The organism is Bacteroidota bacterium (assembly GCA_039111535.1).
Lineage (GTDB): Bacteria > Bacteroidota > Rhodothermia > Rhodothermales > JAHQVL01 > JBCCIM01.
Genome location: JBCCIM010000137.1, coordinates 1 through 18,557, shown reverse-complemented (window position 1 = coordinate 18,557; position 18,557 = coordinate 1). Strand labels below are relative to the sequence as shown.

Sequence of the window (18,557 nt, the reverse complement as noted above, 5' to 3'; positions counted from 1 at the left end):
GTCGATTAAAAGGGATTATTTTTGAGCAGTCGTATCAACGGGTGGCAGATAGCCCTTCGGATGTACAGAATATTGCCGAACTCGATGGCTTTTTTAAGAACTTGCCCAATGACGTGCAGGGGCATCTCGAAATACGGTCTCCCCACTTATTGACGCCGGCCTACTTTGCGTGGCTCGAAAGCACAGGGCTGGGTTTTGTGTTCAGTCACTGGACGTGGCTCCCTCCGCTTAGGGACCAGTGGCAACGCTGCAACAAACTGTTCTCAGCAGCAGACCGCTCTGTTGTTGCGCGCCTGCTTACGCCGCTCCGGCTCAGCTACGCAAAAGCATACGCACAAGCGTATCCTTTTGAAAAGCCGGTAGACGCCATTGTAAACAGCAAAGGTGGCAACGACATGATACTCGATGTCACAGCGTTGGCATTTCAGGCCCATCAACAGGAGGCGCAACTTAACATCATTGCCAACAACAGGGCCTGGGGCAACTCACCTGCGCTTGCGCAGGCCATTGCCTATCGCATTATAGACTACGTGGAGAAGCAGCGCTGAATCGATCGTCCTGCTGCCGGCTGTCGAAGCGTGCCGACTCACGGTTATAGGTTTTGAAATAGGCTTCCTGAAACGGAGCCGTCAATTGGATGGAAGCATACGCAGCGAGCCCTTTGAGCACACTCTGCATTTCGAGGAACGATAGTCGAGACATATCCGCCGGCGTATTCAGATCACCAGCAGGCCGGCCTACCTGCAATAGCGCACTGGAGACCGTTGTAATCTCCATAACTTCACCTTCCCAAATTGTGGCTCCACTGGCTGCTTCCACGAGCTTAACCTGCCCCATCACTTCAAAATAGGCTGTCCCGTCCCAAGCATCTGCGCCGATACCATAATCTTCGACGGCTACTTCAAGCTGATACTCTGCACCATCGCTGTCTGCAACCGGCTCAAACCGCATCATGGAGGCGCTTCGGTTATGCGTTGCATCAATCATGTGTGCTGACATGTCAAAGGCTATCAATACGCTATCGATCAGCGCATGGACTTCGGTTGCTGGCCCCTGCGGGGCATCGCTCACGTCTGATTTGTGCACCACAAGTGGAGGAATTTCCCGGCTCCCGGGTTCGCCCATATTGGCGATGGGTACATCCTGCCCCACCCGGTCAAAAATTGTCATGTTAAAATCTGCAAAGGGGGCTTGCGGTATTTCGGAAACCACGGCAACGCGTTTGCCGTCCAGGGGATGCTGGGCAAGTTTATTAGATTGTACGCAGCTGCTGCATATCAAAAGCAACAGACTGCCAATTAGTAAGCTGTGGTTCATTTGCTTTACTTTGCTTGGTCCGCGGATGTAATCAACGCCGGCAATTTCCGCTCCACGTTGCCATATCACAGCATAAAGCGAAAAAACGGCCATTGCAACCTTTTAGATGTCGCAGCCTTGCTACATGCACTGACCAGAATCCGGAGCATCACGCAGTCAGGCGAAGTCGCAGTTGTGGCTGCAGTTTACGCGCCCAGTGTGTGTAAAGCAGGGGGCCCGGATGTAAGCCATCAGCAGCCCAGGCATGTGTATCCATTTTGTGCTCACGCGTCAGGACAGTCACGTCAGCATACATACAGCCTGCGCGATAGGCCACGCTACAATTGATCTTGTTAAAGGCATCAATCTCCTCTGCTATTTGTGCAGGACTGCGTGATTCATCCTTTTGCGCAAACGGGGTGACGCCCCAATCGGGAATGGACAAAACAAGCACACGGCCGGCCACCCCATCAGCGTAAGCAATAGCACGCTCGAGTAGCTGTTCAAAGCCTTGCTGGTACGCAGCAATGTCCAAACTCTGGTACTGGTTATTCACGCCAATCAACAGCGAGACCAGATGGTAACGGGATGAGGGTTTTTGTGTATCGAGTGCCGTGAGTAAGTCGTCGGTGGTCCAGCCCGTTTGGGCGATGATGTTAGGTGGGTTAAAATGGAGTGCGTCTTCTGCCAGAAGTTCAACGAGTTGGGCCGGCCACCCTTCCGCCAGATCCACGCCTTCCCCAATGGTATAAGAGTCACCCAGCGCCAAAAAATCGTAATGCATACCTGTAAACAAAAAAGCCTATTGCAACTTGCCGATCAACTTACGGGTCAACCAGGGCAAGGTGCAATAGGCCTGATAAAACGTGGGTCCGTTTTATTCTCCCAGGGCACTTAAAGGCAGTGTTGCATCATCAACCTTGTGCCATTTGTTTTTATCAGTTGGTCACAGCTTGGAGTCTGTGCACCAGATTCGCATCGAAGCGAATGCGTTTTGCTACTCTTGAAAGGGTAGTCTCAAATTTCGGTCTGGCCCAACGGATCTGATCTTTGGTCTGGAGGGACCCTTCTTTAATTCTTCCGTTGAAGCGCACTGAGTGGGGAGCAAAGTCATGCGAGGTACGAAACGGATGCTGCATGAGTTTGACTGAGTTTGTTTTTAATTACAACCAATTGAATTACAAGGACCATGCCCAACCTGCTATTCCTCCCATAAATAAAACACATTTTTGTGACACCACACCTTAAAACCGCTTATTTAAGTCCCTGGCGGGCATTTAAGCCAGTAATTATTTGAGGAGAAGCAAATCCCGACAAGCTTTACCCCGCATGTGATGTACGCAAAAACAAGCAGGTTTTGTAATCAAAACCAGCCTAAATCGTAATCTCTCAAGGCTGATCCCAAGATGAGACGTAAAGCGTCTCGCCACTTCGGGCGCTTACAGACACGATATCATGTAATAAAAAAGGGGGGCATGCTGCTGCACGCCCCCCTCGTAAATAGTGTATTTCGGATGGGTTTATTTCTCCCAGGGTTTTTCTTCGAAATACTTGTCGGTCAACTTCTTAACCAGGCCGGACAGCATGAACAATGCTATAACGTTCGGAATGGTAACAAGCGACAGCGCAACATCCCCAAGGTCCCAGATTGTCGTTACTGCGACAATGGCGCCGAGGAAGTGCATCAAGACATATACAAATTTATACGGCAGGATGGCTTTCGCGCCCCACAGGTAGTTTGCACAGCGGTCACCGTAGTAACTCCAGGAAATTGCCGTCGACAAGGCAAACATCAATACACAAATAAGTACGATGTATTTGCCAAGCCAGCCAAGCCCCATAGGCTCGAGGCCTTTTTCGAAGCCAAGTGAAGTAAGCGGCGAGCTACTCCGCGCAGCCTGGGTATAGAGGACGGTATATTCCTGTCCGTTTGCCCCTTCGGCCCGGGCCTGTCCGGGATAAATTGTACCCTGGAAGAGCTGGGTCTGATCGGCATCTGTAAATACCTGGCCTACAGGAATGTCGAAGTAGGCAAGCTGCGGCATCTCTGCGTCAGCTTCATCGCCACCATCGAAGCGTAGCGCGTCTGGCGAAGTGGTTGGCTCAAAGCCGACATTGGTATCCCCTACTACATAGGAAATATTACCATCCCCCAATTCCAGGGTTGTGTCAAACTTATCTTGCCATACGCCCGTGCTAATAACAACGATACCGGTCAGCGTACAGATGATAATGGTATCAATGAACGGTTCGAGTAGCGCAACAACGCCTTCAGAAACCGGCTCATCGGTTTTAGCCGCGGAGTGTGCAATCGGTGCAGAACCTTGACCAGCCTCGTTCGAGAACAGCCCGCGCTGTACCCCACGTTGCATCGTCATCAAGAAAACACCAATACCAGTTCCGGCTACACCAGAGGTAGGATTAAACGCTTCTGAGAAAATGGTCCCGAGTGCGCTAAAAGCAGCACCAACGTCAGATCCGATAATCAAGAGCGCGCCAACCACGTAAATGGCTGCCATCACGGGGGCAAGGATACTGGTCACGCGACCAATACGCTTGATACCGCCGATAATAACAATACCAACGATCGTGGCCGTGATGATACCGGTAATCCAGGTAGAAATACCAAAGTTTGCGTACATCTGTGTAGCAACGGTATTGGCCTGGATTGCGTTGCCAGTCATGAAAGAAGTGACCATGAGCATAAACGCAAAGAACACGGCAACGGGCTTCCAACTTTTGCCCAGACCATGTTCGATGTAATACATAGGACCGCCGGCAACAGAACCAGCGCGATCATTGGTACCCAGATCCTGGCGGAAGTGCTGTGCGAGGGTTACCTCACTATATTTTGTTGCCATACCAAGCAACGCCGTCACCCACATCCAGAACAGCGCACCGGGGCCACCCCAGTGAATCGCAATGGCTACCCCTGCGATGTTACCAATACCTACCGTTGCTGAGAGCGCAGTTGTCAGCGCCTGAAAATGGGACACATCCCCGGGTTTATCTTCATCGTCATATTTACCAGTGGTCACCGCAATACCATGCCCGAGCCGGCGAAATTGCACAAAACTAAGCCTCAAGGTCAGCCAGATACCCGTGCCCAACAGGAAGAAGATGAGCGGGTAGGCCAGGAGGTCATTCATAAAACCAATAAAATGCTCAAGAATCTCCATATAGCTACATACAATATTGTGGGAATTACAGGAATACCAATTGGTACACAACAAGTCGCGTAACAGAATCTTCTGCACTATCGCTCAATGAGGTGCGTATAGGAGGGCCTTGGCCACCTAACAATTGGAGAAGCTTAAAGAGGGTTGCGGTGGTTTAAGCTTTCGACCCGAAATATAGGGGATAGAATGTAAAACTGCTGGAAGTTCGAAAATGAAGCGCAGTAGAGCGCATCCGACTGGTTAAATCAGCCGGGTATGCGACAAAAAAGAGCTATTGGAGATGGGTTACAGGGCCTGGGCCTGTACTTCGACAATTTGCTGGTTCATCAACGCCAGCGTTCGGGCAGGATACTTTTTGACCAGCCGGTAATCGTGGGTGGCCATGAGCACGGTCATGCCCTGGCGGTTCAGACTGAGGAGCAGCTTGTGGATTTCATCCGCCACGCGGGGGTCAAGGTTACCCGTGGGCTCATCGGCAAGCAGAATCCAGGGTTCGTTGACAATAGACCGGGCGACAGATACGCGCTGCTGCTCACCACCAGAAATTTCGTGGGGAAAGCGCCGGCTTTTATGCGAAAGCCCAACACGGGCCAATACCTGCATTGCACGATTTTTTACTACGTTGCCTTTTTTACCCGTTACATGCAGCGCAAACGCGACGTTTTCAAATACGGTGCGATCTGGCAGCAACTGAAAATCCTGGTATACAACGCCAAGCGAACGGCGAAGATAGGGGATGTCTTTCGGGCGGATCATGTCGGACCGGTAGTCGCCAATGCGGCAGATGCCGCGATCAGGGATCAGGTCCATGTACAACATACGCAGCAATGTACTCTTGCCGCTTCCCGTCTGCCCGATCAGATAAACCATTTCACCCTGATCGATCCTTAAGGACAAGTTTTCTAGAACCGTTCGATTTGTGCCGTTAGGCAAAGGGTAGGAGATGGATACGTCTTTTAATTCAATCAATGTGCTATATCAGATTTGTCAGGCCAGGTTCATGCGTTATGCACAACCGGTAGTCATTAATTATGGGTGCATGTATTCGATAAATAAAAACTAAGTTTCAATTATGCACCACTTTTTTGCAGATGTCCGGCTTGGTTGGGTCCCGGCCCTGCGCATTGCAAGCCTGAAAAATCAGGCCGGCCGGCGGACAACCCAGTGGATTCGCTCAGAGTCTTCGCTGGCTACTTCAGACGAAAATCCGTCAAAAGCGTGTACAATTTCAAGCCCTGCACGATGCACCAGCGTTTTTATCTGCTGCATGGTATAAGCGCGCTGTACGTGCTTCTCGAAAAAGGTCTTGCCACTCGTTTTGATCTCGAAGGTTGTCGTATGCAGCCGTGTTTCGCGATCATATTGGCTGCCCCGAACATACGAAAATCCATCCATTTCCCCTTCATCTCTGAAAAATTCTTCGTTATTGATGGAATTAGCCGGCGTACTCTGATCAAAAAAGAAGATCCCACCGGGCTTCAGGGCCTTATATGTACAGGCAAATAACGACGCTATTTTCTCCTCCTCCACGAGGTAATTGAGGCCATCATAAAGCAGGATAATTACGTCGTGGGGCGACTTAACGGTGTAGTTGCTAAAGTCTTCAACCTCAAACGCAATTTCACAGCCGGCTTCTTTCACCTTGTCCCGCGCAACATCAATCATTTCTGCGCAGATATCTGTGGCTGTATACTCGTATTCGCCCAGGGGTTGCAGATGCAGGGCAAAAGTGCCCGTACCACACCCCAGTTCACGGACGGATACAGGGTTGGGATGCAGGTGCCACAACAAGCCGTCGGTGAATTCCGCCCACATGCTATAATCTACATGCGACATGATAAAGTCATAACCTTTGGCAATCACGCTGTACGGGACAGCATCTTCCAGATTATCTACATCGAGCGTTTCCATCGTTCAAACGGGGTAAGTATGTGGAGTGGACCAATGTACAGAGGACTATCAGAATTCATGCCAGCAATACGCGGCAATTTCTAAAGTGGTATTGAATAATGTACGGTACCCGTTTATTCTGGCACCTGGGCAACATTGCGCTGGCGTACGATATCCAGTGCAAGATAAATTGCGCTGCGCATGCTTGCCGGAGAAGCTTTGCCCTGGCCGGCTATATTAAACGCTGTGCCGTGATCGGGTGAAGTTCTTACGATTGGTAAACCTGCGGTGTAATTTACACCATGTCCAAAGGCAATTGTTTTGAACGGAATTAATCCCTGGTCGTGGTACATCGCGAGGATGGCGTCATAATTCCGGAATCCGCCAACTGCAAAAAAGCCATCCGCAGGGAATGGCCCAAACACCAGATGCCCCTGTTCGCAACTGGCTTCGATGGCCGGCATAATGGTATCCTGCTCCTCGCGCCCCAACAAGCCACCATCTCCTGCGTGGGGATTGAGACCAAGTATCGCAATCCGTGGCCGATCGACGGCAAAGTCATTGATGAGGCTGTGCGAGAGTATGTTCACCCGTTCCAGAATCGCCTCTTTTGTAATCTTCTTTGGCACATCCCAAATTGGCACATGTTCGGTGATGAGGCCCACACGCATTTCTTCCGAAACCATCATCATCGTATGGGACTTGGAGTTGGTGCGGCGCGCGATGAACCCAGAGTGCCCCTTGTTCTGGTAACCCGCCATGGAAATGGCTTCTTTCGAAATTGGTGCGGTGACCATGCCATCAACAACACCTTCCATGCAAAGATCAACGGCTTGCTCGACGGCCTTCATCGAAAGTGCGCCGGCAGCTTCTGTAATTTCCCCAAACGCGACATTGGCTTCGCTGCCATCGCTAATATCAAGCACCGTGATCACCTGATCACCCGGCGCGGCATCTGTAAGGTCGCGTACAACCCTGATGTTCAGGTCACGCAACTGCAAATGCTCCAGGTGGGTATTGAGCACCGCTGCATCACCAATAATGACAGGATCCACATATTTCAAAAGCCGGCTGTCTTGCAAGCTTTTCAGCGTTACTTCCGGACCAATGCCATTCGGATCCCCAAGCGAAATCGCTATACGAGGTTTCGTTTTCATGAGAACAATCTATATATGCAGCCTCAAGAGGCTCTATTTCTTTTTACGCGGACTGGCGTAGTTCCTCAGAAACTCTACGAGGAGGCGCACACCAAATCCGGTCCCGCCGTAGGGACGGTAAGGTTTGGGTTCATGCAGAAATGCCGGGCCGGCAATATCTACGTGTATCCAAGGGTAGTCTACAAAATGTTCGAGGAATTTACCGGCAGTTATAGAACTGGCCTCCCTCCCCCCAACGTTTTTGATGTCTGCCACATTGCTTTTCAGTTGATCGCCATATGCAGCAAACATGGGTAGTCGGTGGACAAGGTCACCGCTCTCCCGGCCGGCAGCCTCAATTGCTTCAATGCGTTCAGCTGCACCTTCGGTTTCGTTTGTCATGACTGCAGCAGCAGTGCGTCCCAGGGCAACCACTGCGCCGCCTGTGAGGGTGGCGAGGTCAAACACCAGCGCCGGCTTGTATGTTTGGGCATACGAAAGGGCATCTGCCAACAGCATGCGCCCCTCAGCGTCAGTATTGAGCACCTCCACGGTTTTACCCGAGTGCATCCGGATCACGTCGCCGGGGACGTATGCATTTACGCCGGGGCGGTTGTCGGTTGCCGGCACCATGCCAATTACGTGTAACGGCAGGGCCAAACGGGCAATAGCTTCCATTGCGCCGATTACAGCAGCCGCGCCCCCCATGTCAGACTTCATGTAATCCATGGAGCCTTTGGTGGGCTTAAGCGACAAACCGCCCGTATCGTAAACCACGCCTTTGCCAACCAGTACAATTGGTTTATCGTTTACCGAATTTTCAGGTTTCCACGTGAGCATGCTAAACGTAGGGGGCTCTACGCTTCCCAGGTTGACGGCAAGGATACCACCCATCTTCTCTTCTTCAATGAGCGCTTTATCCCATACATCTGCTTCATACCCGTGCTTTTTTGCGGAGCGCTCGATGGCTTTGCCGAGCAGTGTAGCAGTCTGCTCATTCGGAGAAGTGTTTACGAGGTCGCGCGCTGAAATGACTGATTCAGCGATAACGCGTCCGCGTTCCGCGCCAGCACGGCAAGCTTTTTCCTGGTCCTGTGCGTGCAGTACGAGTCGCATTGGACCGGGCCGCTTGTCTTTTTCGTCAGTTTTGTACGTTGCAAACCGATAAGACCCTAACACAAAGCCTTCGACAAGCGCCTGTGTGGCCGTATCAACGTCCAGCGCCCCTGCCGGCAGCATGCAAGCTGCTGTTTCTACTTTAAGTTTGTATGCAAGCGTTGCACCAGCTGACGCTGCGCTACGCAGGGTTTCATTGTCAACACTTTCCCACGGCCCGAGGCCCAACAGGGCAATCCGTTTTGCGCGAGATTTCTCGGGATAGAGTACAACCTGCTCTTCTGCTTTACCGTCAAAGTCTGGCGCTGCACGCTGAATGACATCACCAAATGCCTCTGCAAGGTTGAGACGTGCTGCTTCTATATGCGATTCGCTTACCGGGATGAGGAGTAATTCGACATCCAGTTCAGCAATAGAAAGAGTAGTTACTGATACTTTCATAAGCCACGTGATTCATCTTCAAAGCTTAGCTTGCAGTTTGCGGCGGTACCGAACAGCGTCTTCTGGCAGCCTAGTGTATCGCTAGTTGCGTACTTAAGTTGGTGTATTGAACTATCGGGTAACCGCAGCAATGGGCACTTTCGGACTTTATTTCGGCGTAGAAGAAGTGCGTCCGCATGCCCGCTATTTTCGCAGAAAGTCTTCAGGTGTTAACAAGTCGTCTTCAGGGACATCTTGCCCTTCGATATCGATAAACTCTGGTGCAGCAGCGATCACTTCTTCAATAGTTCGCTCCAATGGTTTTTTCAGGAAGGCACCTGATGCATTACGATGTCCCCCACCGCCAAATGACTGGGCCCATCCATTTACGTGCGTATCGGTGGAAGAGCGAAAACTAACCTTGGTGCCTTTTGCGGTTTCTAAAAACAGCAAGCCGGCTTTTACGCTTTCGATAGACAGAACATAGTTTACAAAACCGTCTGTCTCGTCTGAATCAGCCTGGAGTTCGCGTAACATACGCTGTGAGATAACCATGTACCCCACCTGTCCGTTGTGCTTCAGCGTTATGGTGGCGAGTGCCCGCGAAAGCAGACGCAGGCTGGCAAGCGAACGGGTGTCGTAAATTGCTGTGTGCACCGGTGTTGGCTGTATGCCCCCTCTTTCGAGAATTTCGGCAACTTTGCGGTGCAAGGCCGGCGTTACTGCGCTAAACTTGAACGAACCCGTGTCTGTAACGATGGCGGCGTACAGGGCAGAAGCAATGGCTTCATCGATCAAATCGAGTTTGTCTGCAGCTTCAATCAACTCAAAGACCAGCTCTCCGGTTGACGATGCTTTGTCGTTCACGTAGGAGACATCAAACCAGGACTCCGGGTTCGTATGGTGATCAATCAGGTAACGCGTGCCGGCGGCATTCTTTACAAGTGAGCCCACATCACCCAAACGCTTCTGCGCATTGGCATCCATCACAACCACAGCATCCGCATTGCTAAACCGCTCACGTTGGTCGAGCGACCCATTAAACACTTCGATCCGGCCAACTTCAGGCAACCATCCCATGTTATCGGGAATCGGATCGCTATTGATCATATGAACTTCTTTCCCCAACTTGGCTAGCAACAACCCCATGGCAAGCTGTGATCCAATGGCATCGCCATCAGGCCTTACGTGGGTGACCAGACAAAAGCGCTGGTTTGACAAAAAGCTCGATAAAAAGGTATCCGACATTCAGTTAGGCTGCTTATTTTTTTAGCCTCTTCCTAACGCCGGGAGCCCCTAAATGTTCGTTTTTTGGAGACACTATGTTTATAAGAAAACTGCAGGACTGCACGACGATTGTTGCTGGTGACGCCACGATTTTGAAAGAAATCTTGCATCCCGACAAAACAGACCTTGCCATCAGATACAGCCTCGCTCACGCAGTGGTACCGCCGCGGCAAACATCTCTCAAACACAAACTGGCAGCCGCAGAAGTATACTATATCCTCTCAGGCCGCGGCACGATGTTTATCGACGAGGAAAAGGAGGCAGTCACAGCAAACGACACCGTTTACATTCCACCCGGTGCGGTTCAGTGCATAGAAAATACCGGAGATGAGCCACTGGTTTTCCTTTGCATGGTTGATCCACCGTGGCGTGTAGCGGACGAAGAGGTATTAGAATAAAAAAGCAGCATACCAAAGCGTTGGTATGCTGCTCTAAATAATTGAATGCTGGCTGTTGTAGTCTAGATCGACTCTTTGATCTTTTTGCCGATATTTTTAAGGGAGTCTCCCATTTTTTCAACCACAGATTCATCTTCCGGTGGTGATGCTTCTACATTCAGTTGGCCCATCAGCTGATCCAACTTCGAATTGACCCCTTTCATTTCTTCCTCAACCAGTTTCTTCAGCATGCTGACCCGCGATTCCTCTTCGCTGTCTGCCAACTTGCGGGCTTTTTCCACTTCTGTATTTTTGCGTCGGCTCTCGAAAAACGCACTCGTCTGGGTTTTCCACACAAAAAACAGGTATAGAAAACTGAGTACCCCGATCACCATCAACATGGAGAGGCCAATAGGCACATTAACCGTGGTGAACAGCAAATTTAATGGGACAGGGGTCGTGAAGACGGTCCAGTTGATCGCGGCAATAAGCAACACGAGAAAAAGGATCGACAGGAAAATTAAGGTTCTGGCTTTCATGGTTCGTTTAAAACGTTCTACAAGTTGAAACTCCGAACAGCTTCAGCGTCCTTTTAAGGAGTGCTGTAGCGCCGGCCATTGCAATTGGGCGTTTCAAGGCAGGGCAAGAACTGTTTATATGGTACGCTGACTGCACGCCAAGCTCAAGCAAACGAGGTGATTTTTTTGCTGATTTTGGCTTGATACAGCGTAATTTTATAGAAATACCGCATACGGGTTGCAAAACAAAAGGCTGAGCAATGCCAGCCTTTTGTTTTGGTCCTGTTATTCGTGCTTGTGCTCACTATGCGATTGCCCAATACACATCTTTTCCTGCTTCAATTGCAAGATCACATATCAAGACAGCGCCGCCAATGTCTCGCTGGAGATACTTAAAGAACAATAAGGTCTCATGCCCAGGAATTATAGCATCCGCTTTTTCTATTAACGCCCTTGCTCGTTCTTGTTCATCCTCGAACACCTGAGCCGCCGCTTTATGGTATGCCATTAATGCTTGCTTTAACGGTTCAGGCGCGCGCAATTTCAAGTGTGCTTCAAACGCACGTCCTTTCACCTGAAGCAAGGCTTGAGCTTGCTCGTCAAGCTTCTCGAAGATTAGTTCTCCGATAGCATTAGACCCAACAACTGCCTGCGTTGTATTGCTCATAGCAAACCCATAGGCATCCAAGCAGTCCAATTCAAATTCTAAGGTAGGACTTCCAGGATCCAAGTATATGTAAAGCATGGAACTCATTTCACTCTCCGTTTACAACTTCACAGTCGATGCTGAAAGGCAAACTCCATGGCGCGTTGTCAATCCAGGACTCGGGAATTTCAACATTGAAATCACGCCAGCCAATAAGGCTCATGTCCGTCAGAAGATTCCCAAACAAGATATACTTATTGAAGGGTAACTCGCGGATAGACAAATGGACCACGGCAACCCCTAATTCTTCTGCCTTCGCTATCATCGTATTAGCAGGATTTAGCTTCATATTCGATCCGGAATACTGCGTTACAGCATAATACAGCGGTGGGCCCAAAACGTTGGTGCCCTCTGGATGAAGATAATAAACAGCATTCAATTCCTGAAGATGTGCTGTCGTTTGAGCGGTTGTAAACGGTGATGCCCCTTCAGAGAACTTGGCCTCCATGATAGAATTAATCCACGTAATTCCATTATAGTTGTTCGAGGTATAGCCATCCAACTGAGAGCCAGAAACGTTAGTACCAGCGCGCTCGTCCATGTCTAACACGTTACGAATAACACGTTCATAAGCCTTCCCCATAGCTGAAGATTCGTTTTTCACACCGCACCCTTCAAAAACAGACTCCAGGTGGGCCTTGCTTACGACATCCCCGATGTCCGTTTCCGTGCCGTCATATTCAGAATTACCGCCGGCTCCGCCTGTGCCGCCATCTCCGGTTGCGCCTTCATCTCCCAGCACATTTCCATCTTCACTCCAGCAATCGAGGTAAACGTCGGTATTCCAGGTAAAGTCATTGTCCCCTACACTCACCCCATAGGTGATGATATCAAGGACCATGCAGTAGACGGTTTCGGCCCGTTTGCCGGCGCTTGTTACGGTGCGCGTCTCGTACCTGAACCCGAGGTCAACGGCTTCTCTTTGCGGCCGGTGCAGGCGGGCCGCCATCGGTTTATAGCGCACGCTGTACCGGGCCACCAAAATGGAGGCGTCTTCAAAATCATTGGCGAGGTATTGCCAAACGAGACTTCCTACATTTTCCAATGCAGCGGCATCACCAGCAACAAACTCAACAATTTCGCCGCTACCAATCCCCCCGGTTTCATCCGTTGAGATAATGATCGTACGTACGATGGCCCGCGTAGAATCAAAACTAACGCGGGCATCAGGGCCCAGGGTTGCATACACAGCGCTCTTACCAGCAGGCCCGGTTACAACGGCAGCAGCATTCCAGTCGGGGAAGAACCGGTGGAGTAACAAGGCCGGGTCTGGGTCGGCATCGGATTTGGCAGGTCCTTCCGCGGAAGCCAGTTCGGCTTTGTGCCAGGCCTTTGCCTGATCGATGAGTTCTTCGGGATTGCCCGTTTCATTGAGGACATCGCAGCCACTGCCGGCAAGCCCCAGCACAACGGCGACAAACAATACAAGAAAACGAATCCAGGATTTGTGGTTCATGTGTTCTACCAGATTGCGTGATACAATAGTTCACGCACTAGGTAGGAATTGCCGGGCAAGCACACAAGCAGATATAAACCTTTAAATCACAAAGGTTTACAAATGAAATAACTTCATAAAAATGTTACAAATTGCGTTTATAGAATTGGGGTAAACATAGCACATGGTGGCCGTTTTGGAGGGGCGTTCAATTACCTGTCCAGTCCTTCAAAAGGGAGCAAGTCGTTCCGCGTATGTTCAAACACGAGGGCCGTTTCAACGTGTGCAATGTCATCTCTGCTCGATATGTCTTTCATGACAAGCATACGCAGGTGATCGCTGTCTCTAACGACGACATGCAGCATAAAATCATTGATACCGGCGACATGGTACACCTCGCGGACTTCAGGGAGCGAGACGGCATGCTGCGTAAAAGCGTCGACCAGTGCCGCACTATGTTTATGCAACCTGATTGCAACCATAGCCTCCAGGGTGCTGCCCAGTTTCTTTAAATCAACCACCGCGTGGTACCCTAGAAAGATCCCGGCATCTTCCAATCGACGCACCCGCTCAAAACAGGTGGATGGTGCAATCCCTACCTGCGCAGCCAGCTCCTTGTTCGACATCCGGGCATTCTTCTGTAGCAACTCAATTAGTTGCTCATCTATTCGGTCCAATGCTCTTTTCAAAGTTACCCTCCGAATTGTTTTCGGCTGTATTGACAAATGCAAAATTCCGCCGTATCTACGCGTAGCCATGTTATATTCCACAATATAGACAACAGGCAGAATTTCGTTCGAATTATTGCGCATATTTTCAGACTTGATTCGACTGCGCTTAATTCTAGAGCAGGATGCTTTGTGTATCCGTCACACATTTAGGGGCGCGTATAGCTTAAGACAGCAGTAAAAACCCTGGTGTCCATCTGATCGGGTTTAGACTGACAGCATTTCGCGATCCCGGAACTGGTCTCCCACACATGGCCAGTTTTGTATTTAGCAAGGAAAAATGAGGGCCGGCGCTTTTCGAAGCACTGGCCCTTGTTTCTGGTTGGTGTTTCTTTTGGCGCCTATTTCCAACAGATCCTACCAATAGCTCTGTCACCACACCAGTTTTTTAAATTGCGCAATATCCACATTGCCGCCGCACAGCACCACTACAGCCGGCCCTGTTGCTGGCGGCTGTTTATGAAATGCCGCTATGCTCACGCCGGCAGCACCTTCGACCACCAGGCCCTGCGCTTCAAATGCCCAACGCATGCCAGCCTGAATTTCTGCTTCGGAAACACGCACCCATCTATCCACCAGGTCTCTGCATAGTGGAAAGGTAATGGCCCCGTCTTCGACTCCCCCTGCTGTTCCGTCCGAGAGTGTTGGCTCGACCGTGCCGGCTACAATTTTGCCAGCCTCCACACATTCATGCATAACCGGTGAATGGGCCGGGATACAGCCCACAATTTCTACATCAGGCACCACAGCTTTCAGGTAGCCGGCAATGCCACTTATGAGTCCGCCGCCACCCACCGGCACATACACGCTCTGCAGGCCGGGGAGTTGATCGCATAATTCTATCCCGATCGTGCCCTGCCCCGCAACCACCTCCCAGTCGTTGTAAGGAGATATAAAAGGCTGCTCGGATGCCGCAGCAAGTTGCCTTGCGTACGTCTCGGAGGTTGCAGAGTCCTGTCCATGGAACACCAGCTCCACATTGTAACGCTCAAGTAACGCCACCTTCTTCGGCGCAGCTGTCTCGGGCAAGACAATTTTCCCCGGCGCCTGCAGCAAATCCAGACCAAAGGCTACTGCCAATCCATGGTTCCCGGTAGAAGCCGTGATCACACCTTGCTGTAGTTGTTCAGGCGAAAGTGAAAGCAGCTTATTGAGGGCTCCACGCAACTTGAATGAACGCGTTTTTTGCAGGCACTCAAGTTTCAGATAAAAGTCCTGCCCCCCGCTGTGCGCTGGCTCCAAAGGCGTTTTTCGGATGTGCTGGTGAATACGCTGCGCTGCAAGGTCAATTTTTTCCTTTAATTCCGACATTTTTTCCGGCACCGGGCCTGCAAGGGGATTAAAAGTGGGCGACCAGCAGAAGATATGATTTTCACAAAAAGGAACTGCCTCGGGGCGAGCAAAATCTATGAAAGCATATTGCTGCTCGCTGCTACAGCCTGCTCTATAAATGTGCGCACCCGCTCCCCCTGCGCCGCCGCCGGCCCTAACTCTTCCAACCTCAGCACTGCGCCTACCCAGTTTTCAGTGTGCCAATGCCCTGCTTTCAGCGATGCCTCCGGTGAACATTCAGGATAAGGCCAGGGTGTCACATAGATATAGGGCACTGGATACGCCGTATCCCCAGGCACAAACCCAACACCGATACTGCGCCCTTCTTCCGGGTCTTTTTCAGGATCCCATGCCCACAGGCTTGCGATGTCAAAGTGGTGCGGCCAGCATCGCACAGCGCCGGCCGCGGGATACGCAGCGGCAAAAGCCTCGAGTGTTGGTGTGGCATTTGTATACCAGGAAGCCAGTAACGCAAAAGCCTCCCTGTCTGAAAACTTGAACGCGTCCCCCTTGCCAACCCGGTGATCAGGTAACTCATGGTCGGGCCGCATCAGGGCCATAGTTGCAGCTGGGGCAGCAACCTTCGCTAACCAGTCATACCCTTCATCCAGCGTATGGCCCGTAAGGGCAAAGGCATGCCTGATCTCGTTGGCTTCATTCAGCAGCACCAACGTCAGGTCTGCCAAACGCAACCCAACGCGAAATCCCCCATGCGCCTTCACCGGTTGACTAACCAGCATGTACCCTGATGCATCAGAATAGCCGGACAGGCTCACATGACGCCAGTCTGGTTCAGGTGGAATAAAACTATACCCTACTGTCGCAGCAATTTGCGCAGCCCAGTGGAGTTGTAGCCTTGCGTCTATTAATCTTTCCGGAGCAAGTATATTCAGTGGAATCCAGGTATCCATGTATTCTTGGGTTCAATTGTAGCGTATGCATTTTGTGTATAACGGAGGTGCCAACTGTTACCTGCGCGTTTCTTAAGCCAGCGCAGTGCCCCTGTTCAGTTTTAGCTTATCGAGATCTTGCGCACAATTTCCTTTTTCCGGGATTCAATGCATAGAGGATCCCGCGGCAAATTGTCAGGTTAGATCGTTGTCAATTGTCCCTCGGTTCAACGTTTGCCTGCCTTTCTCAACAGACACCGTTGACCCCAGTACCCGCAAATATATGAGAAGACCCACAAAACTCCTCGTCCCCTTCCTCCTTACGTTGGGCCCTATCTGGCTTTTATTTTTTGCAAAGTCTGAGATGGCCGGCTTGAAGCTCGCCGGCGTTGTTGGCGCGCTTGCCTTGAGTACCGGACTGATCTTGATGCTTTCCATGGTATACAACCTGAAGCGCAAAATCGAATTACTGGAATCTGAAATTGAGTCGCTAACGCATCAGTCAGAAATAGACTAGGCACTGCCACGCCTTCCCAACATGTCGCTGCTTTTCCTCTGCCCGACCAAAGACCCGGCCCCCTGGCTTGCGGGCATCAAAGCGGTTGATCCTGATATTGACGTGCAGGTTTGGCCAGATATTTCGCATCCTGATGATGTTAGCTTTGCGCTGCTGTGGCAGCATCCGCACGATGTATTCACACGGTTTAAAAATCTTAAAGCCATCGCCTCATTGGGCGCCGGCATTGATCATATCCTGCAAGACCCTACCATTCCCCGGCATCTTCCCGTAGCACGTATTGTAGATCCTAATCTTGTTGCGTCGATGACGCAATACGTTGTCACAGCTGTTTTGCATTCTTTCAGAGATTTTGACCTGTACAAACAACAACAAACTACTCAAACGTGGCGGCCTGCTGCACCGCGCAACATCGCTGATTTTCCGGTTGGCATCATGGGGATGGGCATGCTGGGCAGCGATGCTGCACAAGCGCTTGCGGCACTGGGGTTCACTGTTTACGGATGGCGTCGCAGTGGCCCAGCACATCCGGCACTGGAAGCCTCTTTTGCCGGCGAAGCCATGCTGCCGGCATTTCTTGAAAAAACGCGTATCCTCGTTTGTTTGCTTCCGCTTACAACAGCTACCCGTGGCATCTTGAATACCGACGTATTTTCCAGGCTCCAGCCCAATGCGTACCTCATCAATGTCGCCCGTGGTGCGCATGTTGTCGATTCGGACTTGCTTGAGGCGCTAGGAAACGGCTCACTACAAGGCGCTTGCCTGGATGTGTTTAATGAAGAACCGCTGCCGGCAGATCACCCATTCTGGCGCCACCCGCAAATCACGGTTACGCCGCATGTAGCAAGCATTACCAATCCGCAAACGGCTGCCGTGCAGGTGGTGGAAAACTACCATCGGGCCAACGCCGGCCAACCGCTATTACACGCAGTCGACCTGGGACGGGAGTACTGACGGGGCAACGGCCATACCCGATTTGTATAAACCAACGGGTATAGCTTTGAAAATAACCTAACTCCCCCGTAGGCGGTTTTACTGTCAAGATTCCACAAAATTGAACCATGCGGTATGGCAAAGACATTTCTTTTATTTATATTTAGTCTAAGTAAAAACAACCATTCTATCACCACACATTCCAACAACAAACCAATGCGTTTAAGTAAATATATGGTTCTTACCCTGCTACTCATTCTTGCAGGGTGTGACTCAAACGATGATGATCCGCTTGATAGAGCTGCGGTCGTCGAGACATACGCAGACATTGTCTTTGCTTCTTACGAGGACTCTTACAATGCCGCTGTACTCCTCGACCAAGCAGTTGACGCTTTTGTAGCTAACCCTTCTCAAGCTACGCTCGATGCTGCACGTGAGGCATGGCTGAATGCACGGGAGCCCTACGGACAAACAGAGGCCTATCGTTTTGCCAGCGGTCCTATCGATGACGCAGATGGCCCAGAAGGCCTCCTCAATGCCTGGCCCCTGGACGAAGCGTATGTTGATTACGTAGTCGGCGACGCCGGTGCAGGGATTGTCAACAATGCGGCCTCCTTCCCTAGTATTGACACAGACCTGATTGAGTCGCTCAACGAAGTTGGCGCAGAAGAAAATGTCTCAACGGGTTATCATGCTATCGAATTTCTGTTGTGGGGCCAGGACCTGAGTGCAACAGGCGCAGGGAATCGCCCGGTTACGGATTATACCACGGACGCAAATGCAAGTCGGCGTGCGGC

Annotated in this window: 19 protein-coding genes; 5 read left to right on the top strand and 14 right to left on the bottom strand. The window is 50.9% G+C overall.

Features of this window, described 5'->3' with window-relative positions; all coding sequences use genetic code 11:
* On the top strand, window positions 1-548 hold a 548-nt coding region (locus tag AAF564_18585; GenBank protein ID MEM8487564.1), incomplete at its 5' end, for a DUF72 domain-containing protein.
* On the opposite strand, the gene AAF564_18580 is transcribed toward AAF564_18585, so the two are convergent.
* The 8 genes from AAF564_18580 to AAF564_18545 all read right to left on the bottom strand — a co-directional run bounded on the left by AAF564_18580 (window position 520) and on the right by AAF564_18545 (window position 10,285).
* Entirely contained in the window at window positions 520-1,410 is an 891-nt protein-coding gene (locus tag AAF564_18580) for a hypothetical protein (GenBank protein MEM8487563.1), read from the bottom strand. The two genes, AAF564_18585 and AAF564_18580, sit on opposite strands and share 29 nt — an antisense overlap.
* Window positions 1,411-1,465: 55 nt before the next feature.
* Window positions 1,466-2,080, bottom strand: a complete 615-nt coding sequence (locus AAF564_18575; GenBank protein ID MEM8487562.1) for a GDSL-type esterase/lipase family protein — start codon at window positions 2,078-2,080, stop codon at window positions 1,466-1,468.
* A 736-nt stretch (window positions 2,081-2,816) separates the two neighbouring features.
* Window positions 2,817-4,445: a sodium:alanine symporter family protein gene (locus AAF564_18570; GenBank protein MEM8487561.1), complete on the bottom strand. Its 1,629-nt coding sequence runs from the start codon at window positions 4,443-4,445 to the stop codon at window positions 2,817-2,819.
* Window positions 4,446-4,760: 315 nt separating this feature from the next.
* Window positions 4,761-5,372 (bottom strand): ATP-binding cassette domain-containing protein, encoded by a 612-nt coding sequence (locus tag AAF564_18565; protein MEM8487560.1) that lies wholly within the window; start codon window positions 5,370-5,372, stop codon window positions 4,761-4,763.
* A 243-nt stretch (window positions 5,373-5,615) separates the two neighbouring features.
* Entirely contained in the window at window positions 5,616-6,386 is a 771-nt protein-coding gene (locus AAF564_18560; protein ID MEM8487559.1) for a class I SAM-dependent methyltransferase, read from the bottom strand.
* Window positions 6,387-6,499: 113 nt separating this feature from the next.
* The gene (gene pdxA / locus AAF564_18555; GenBank protein ID MEM8487558.1) at window positions 6,500-7,522 is read right to left on the bottom strand and encodes a 4-hydroxythreonine-4-phosphate dehydrogenase PdxA; all 1,023 of its coding nucleotides are present in this window, start codon (window positions 7,520-7,522) and stop codon (window positions 6,500-6,502) included.
* 33 nt (window positions 7,523-7,555) lie between these two features.
* Window positions 7,556-9,058, bottom strand: coding sequence for a leucyl aminopeptidase (locus AAF564_18550; GenBank protein MEM8487557.1), 1,503 nt, complete (start codon window positions 9,056-9,058; stop codon window positions 7,556-7,558).
* A gap of 183 nt (window positions 9,059-9,241) precedes the next feature.
* Window positions 9,242-10,285, bottom strand: a complete 1,044-nt coding sequence (locus tag AAF564_18545) for a bifunctional oligoribonuclease/PAP phosphatase NrnA (protein ID MEM8487556.1) — start codon at window positions 10,283-10,285, stop codon at window positions 9,242-9,244.
* A gap of 74 nt (window positions 10,286-10,359) precedes the next feature.
* Between AAF564_18545 and AAF564_18540 the strand changes: the two genes are divergently transcribed.
* Window positions 10,360-10,722, top strand: coding sequence for a cupin domain-containing protein (locus tag AAF564_18540; GenBank protein ID MEM8487555.1), 363 nt, complete (start codon window positions 10,360-10,362; stop codon window positions 10,720-10,722).
* A 62-nt stretch (window positions 10,723-10,784) separates the two neighbouring features.
* Here AAF564_18540 and AAF564_18535 read toward each other — a convergent pair whose 3' ends face one another.
* From AAF564_18535 to AAF564_18510, 6 genes are all read right to left on the bottom strand, one after another.
* Window positions 10,785-11,240, bottom strand: coding sequence for a LapA family protein (locus AAF564_18535; protein ID MEM8487554.1), 456 nt, complete (start codon window positions 11,238-11,240; stop codon window positions 10,785-10,787).
* Window positions 11,241-11,523: 283 nt separating this feature from the next.
* The gene (locus tag AAF564_18530) at window positions 11,524-11,973 is read right to left on the bottom strand and encodes a hypothetical protein (protein ID MEM8487553.1); all 450 of its coding nucleotides are present in this window, start codon (window positions 11,971-11,973) and stop codon (window positions 11,524-11,526) included.
* A gap of 1 nt (window position 11,974) precedes the next feature.
* Window positions 11,975-13,381 (bottom strand): hypothetical protein, encoded by a 1,407-nt coding sequence (locus AAF564_18525; GenBank protein ID MEM8487552.1) that lies wholly within the window; start codon window positions 13,379-13,381, stop codon window positions 11,975-11,977.
* A 191-nt stretch (window positions 13,382-13,572) separates the two neighbouring features.
* Entirely contained in the window at window positions 13,573-14,049 is a 477-nt protein-coding gene (locus tag AAF564_18520; protein MEM8487551.1) for an Lrp/AsnC family transcriptional regulator, read from the bottom strand.
* A gap of 411 nt (window positions 14,050-14,460) precedes the next feature.
* Window positions 14,461-15,399, bottom strand: a complete 939-nt coding sequence (locus tag AAF564_18515) for a threonine/serine dehydratase (protein MEM8487550.1) — start codon at window positions 15,397-15,399, stop codon at window positions 14,461-14,463.
* A gap of 95 nt (window positions 15,400-15,494) precedes the next feature.
* Window positions 15,495-16,331, bottom strand: a complete 837-nt coding sequence (locus AAF564_18510) for a DUF5996 family protein (GenBank protein MEM8487549.1) — start codon at window positions 16,329-16,331, stop codon at window positions 15,495-15,497.
* Window positions 16,332-16,593: 262 nt separating this feature from the next.
* On the opposite strand from AAF564_18510, the gene AAF564_18505 reads away from it, so the two are divergent.
* The 3 genes from AAF564_18505 to AAF564_18495 all read left to right on the top strand — a co-directional run.
* Complete coding sequence (locus AAF564_18505) at window positions 16,594-16,827, top strand: hypothetical protein (GenBank protein ID MEM8487548.1); 234 nt, start codon at window positions 16,594-16,596, stop codon at window positions 16,825-16,827.
* A 21-nt stretch (window positions 16,828-16,848) separates the two neighbouring features.
* Window positions 16,849-17,781 carry a glyoxylate/hydroxypyruvate reductase A gene (locus AAF564_18500; GenBank protein MEM8487547.1) on the top strand — a complete coding sequence of 311 codons (933 nt, stop codon included), beginning with the start codon at window positions 16,849-16,851 and terminating at the stop codon, window positions 17,779-17,781.
* 195 nt (window positions 17,782-17,976) lie between these two features.
* Window positions 17,977-18,557: imelysin family protein (locus AAF564_18495; protein ID MEM8487546.1), on the top strand; the 581-nt coding region annotated here is incomplete at its 3' end.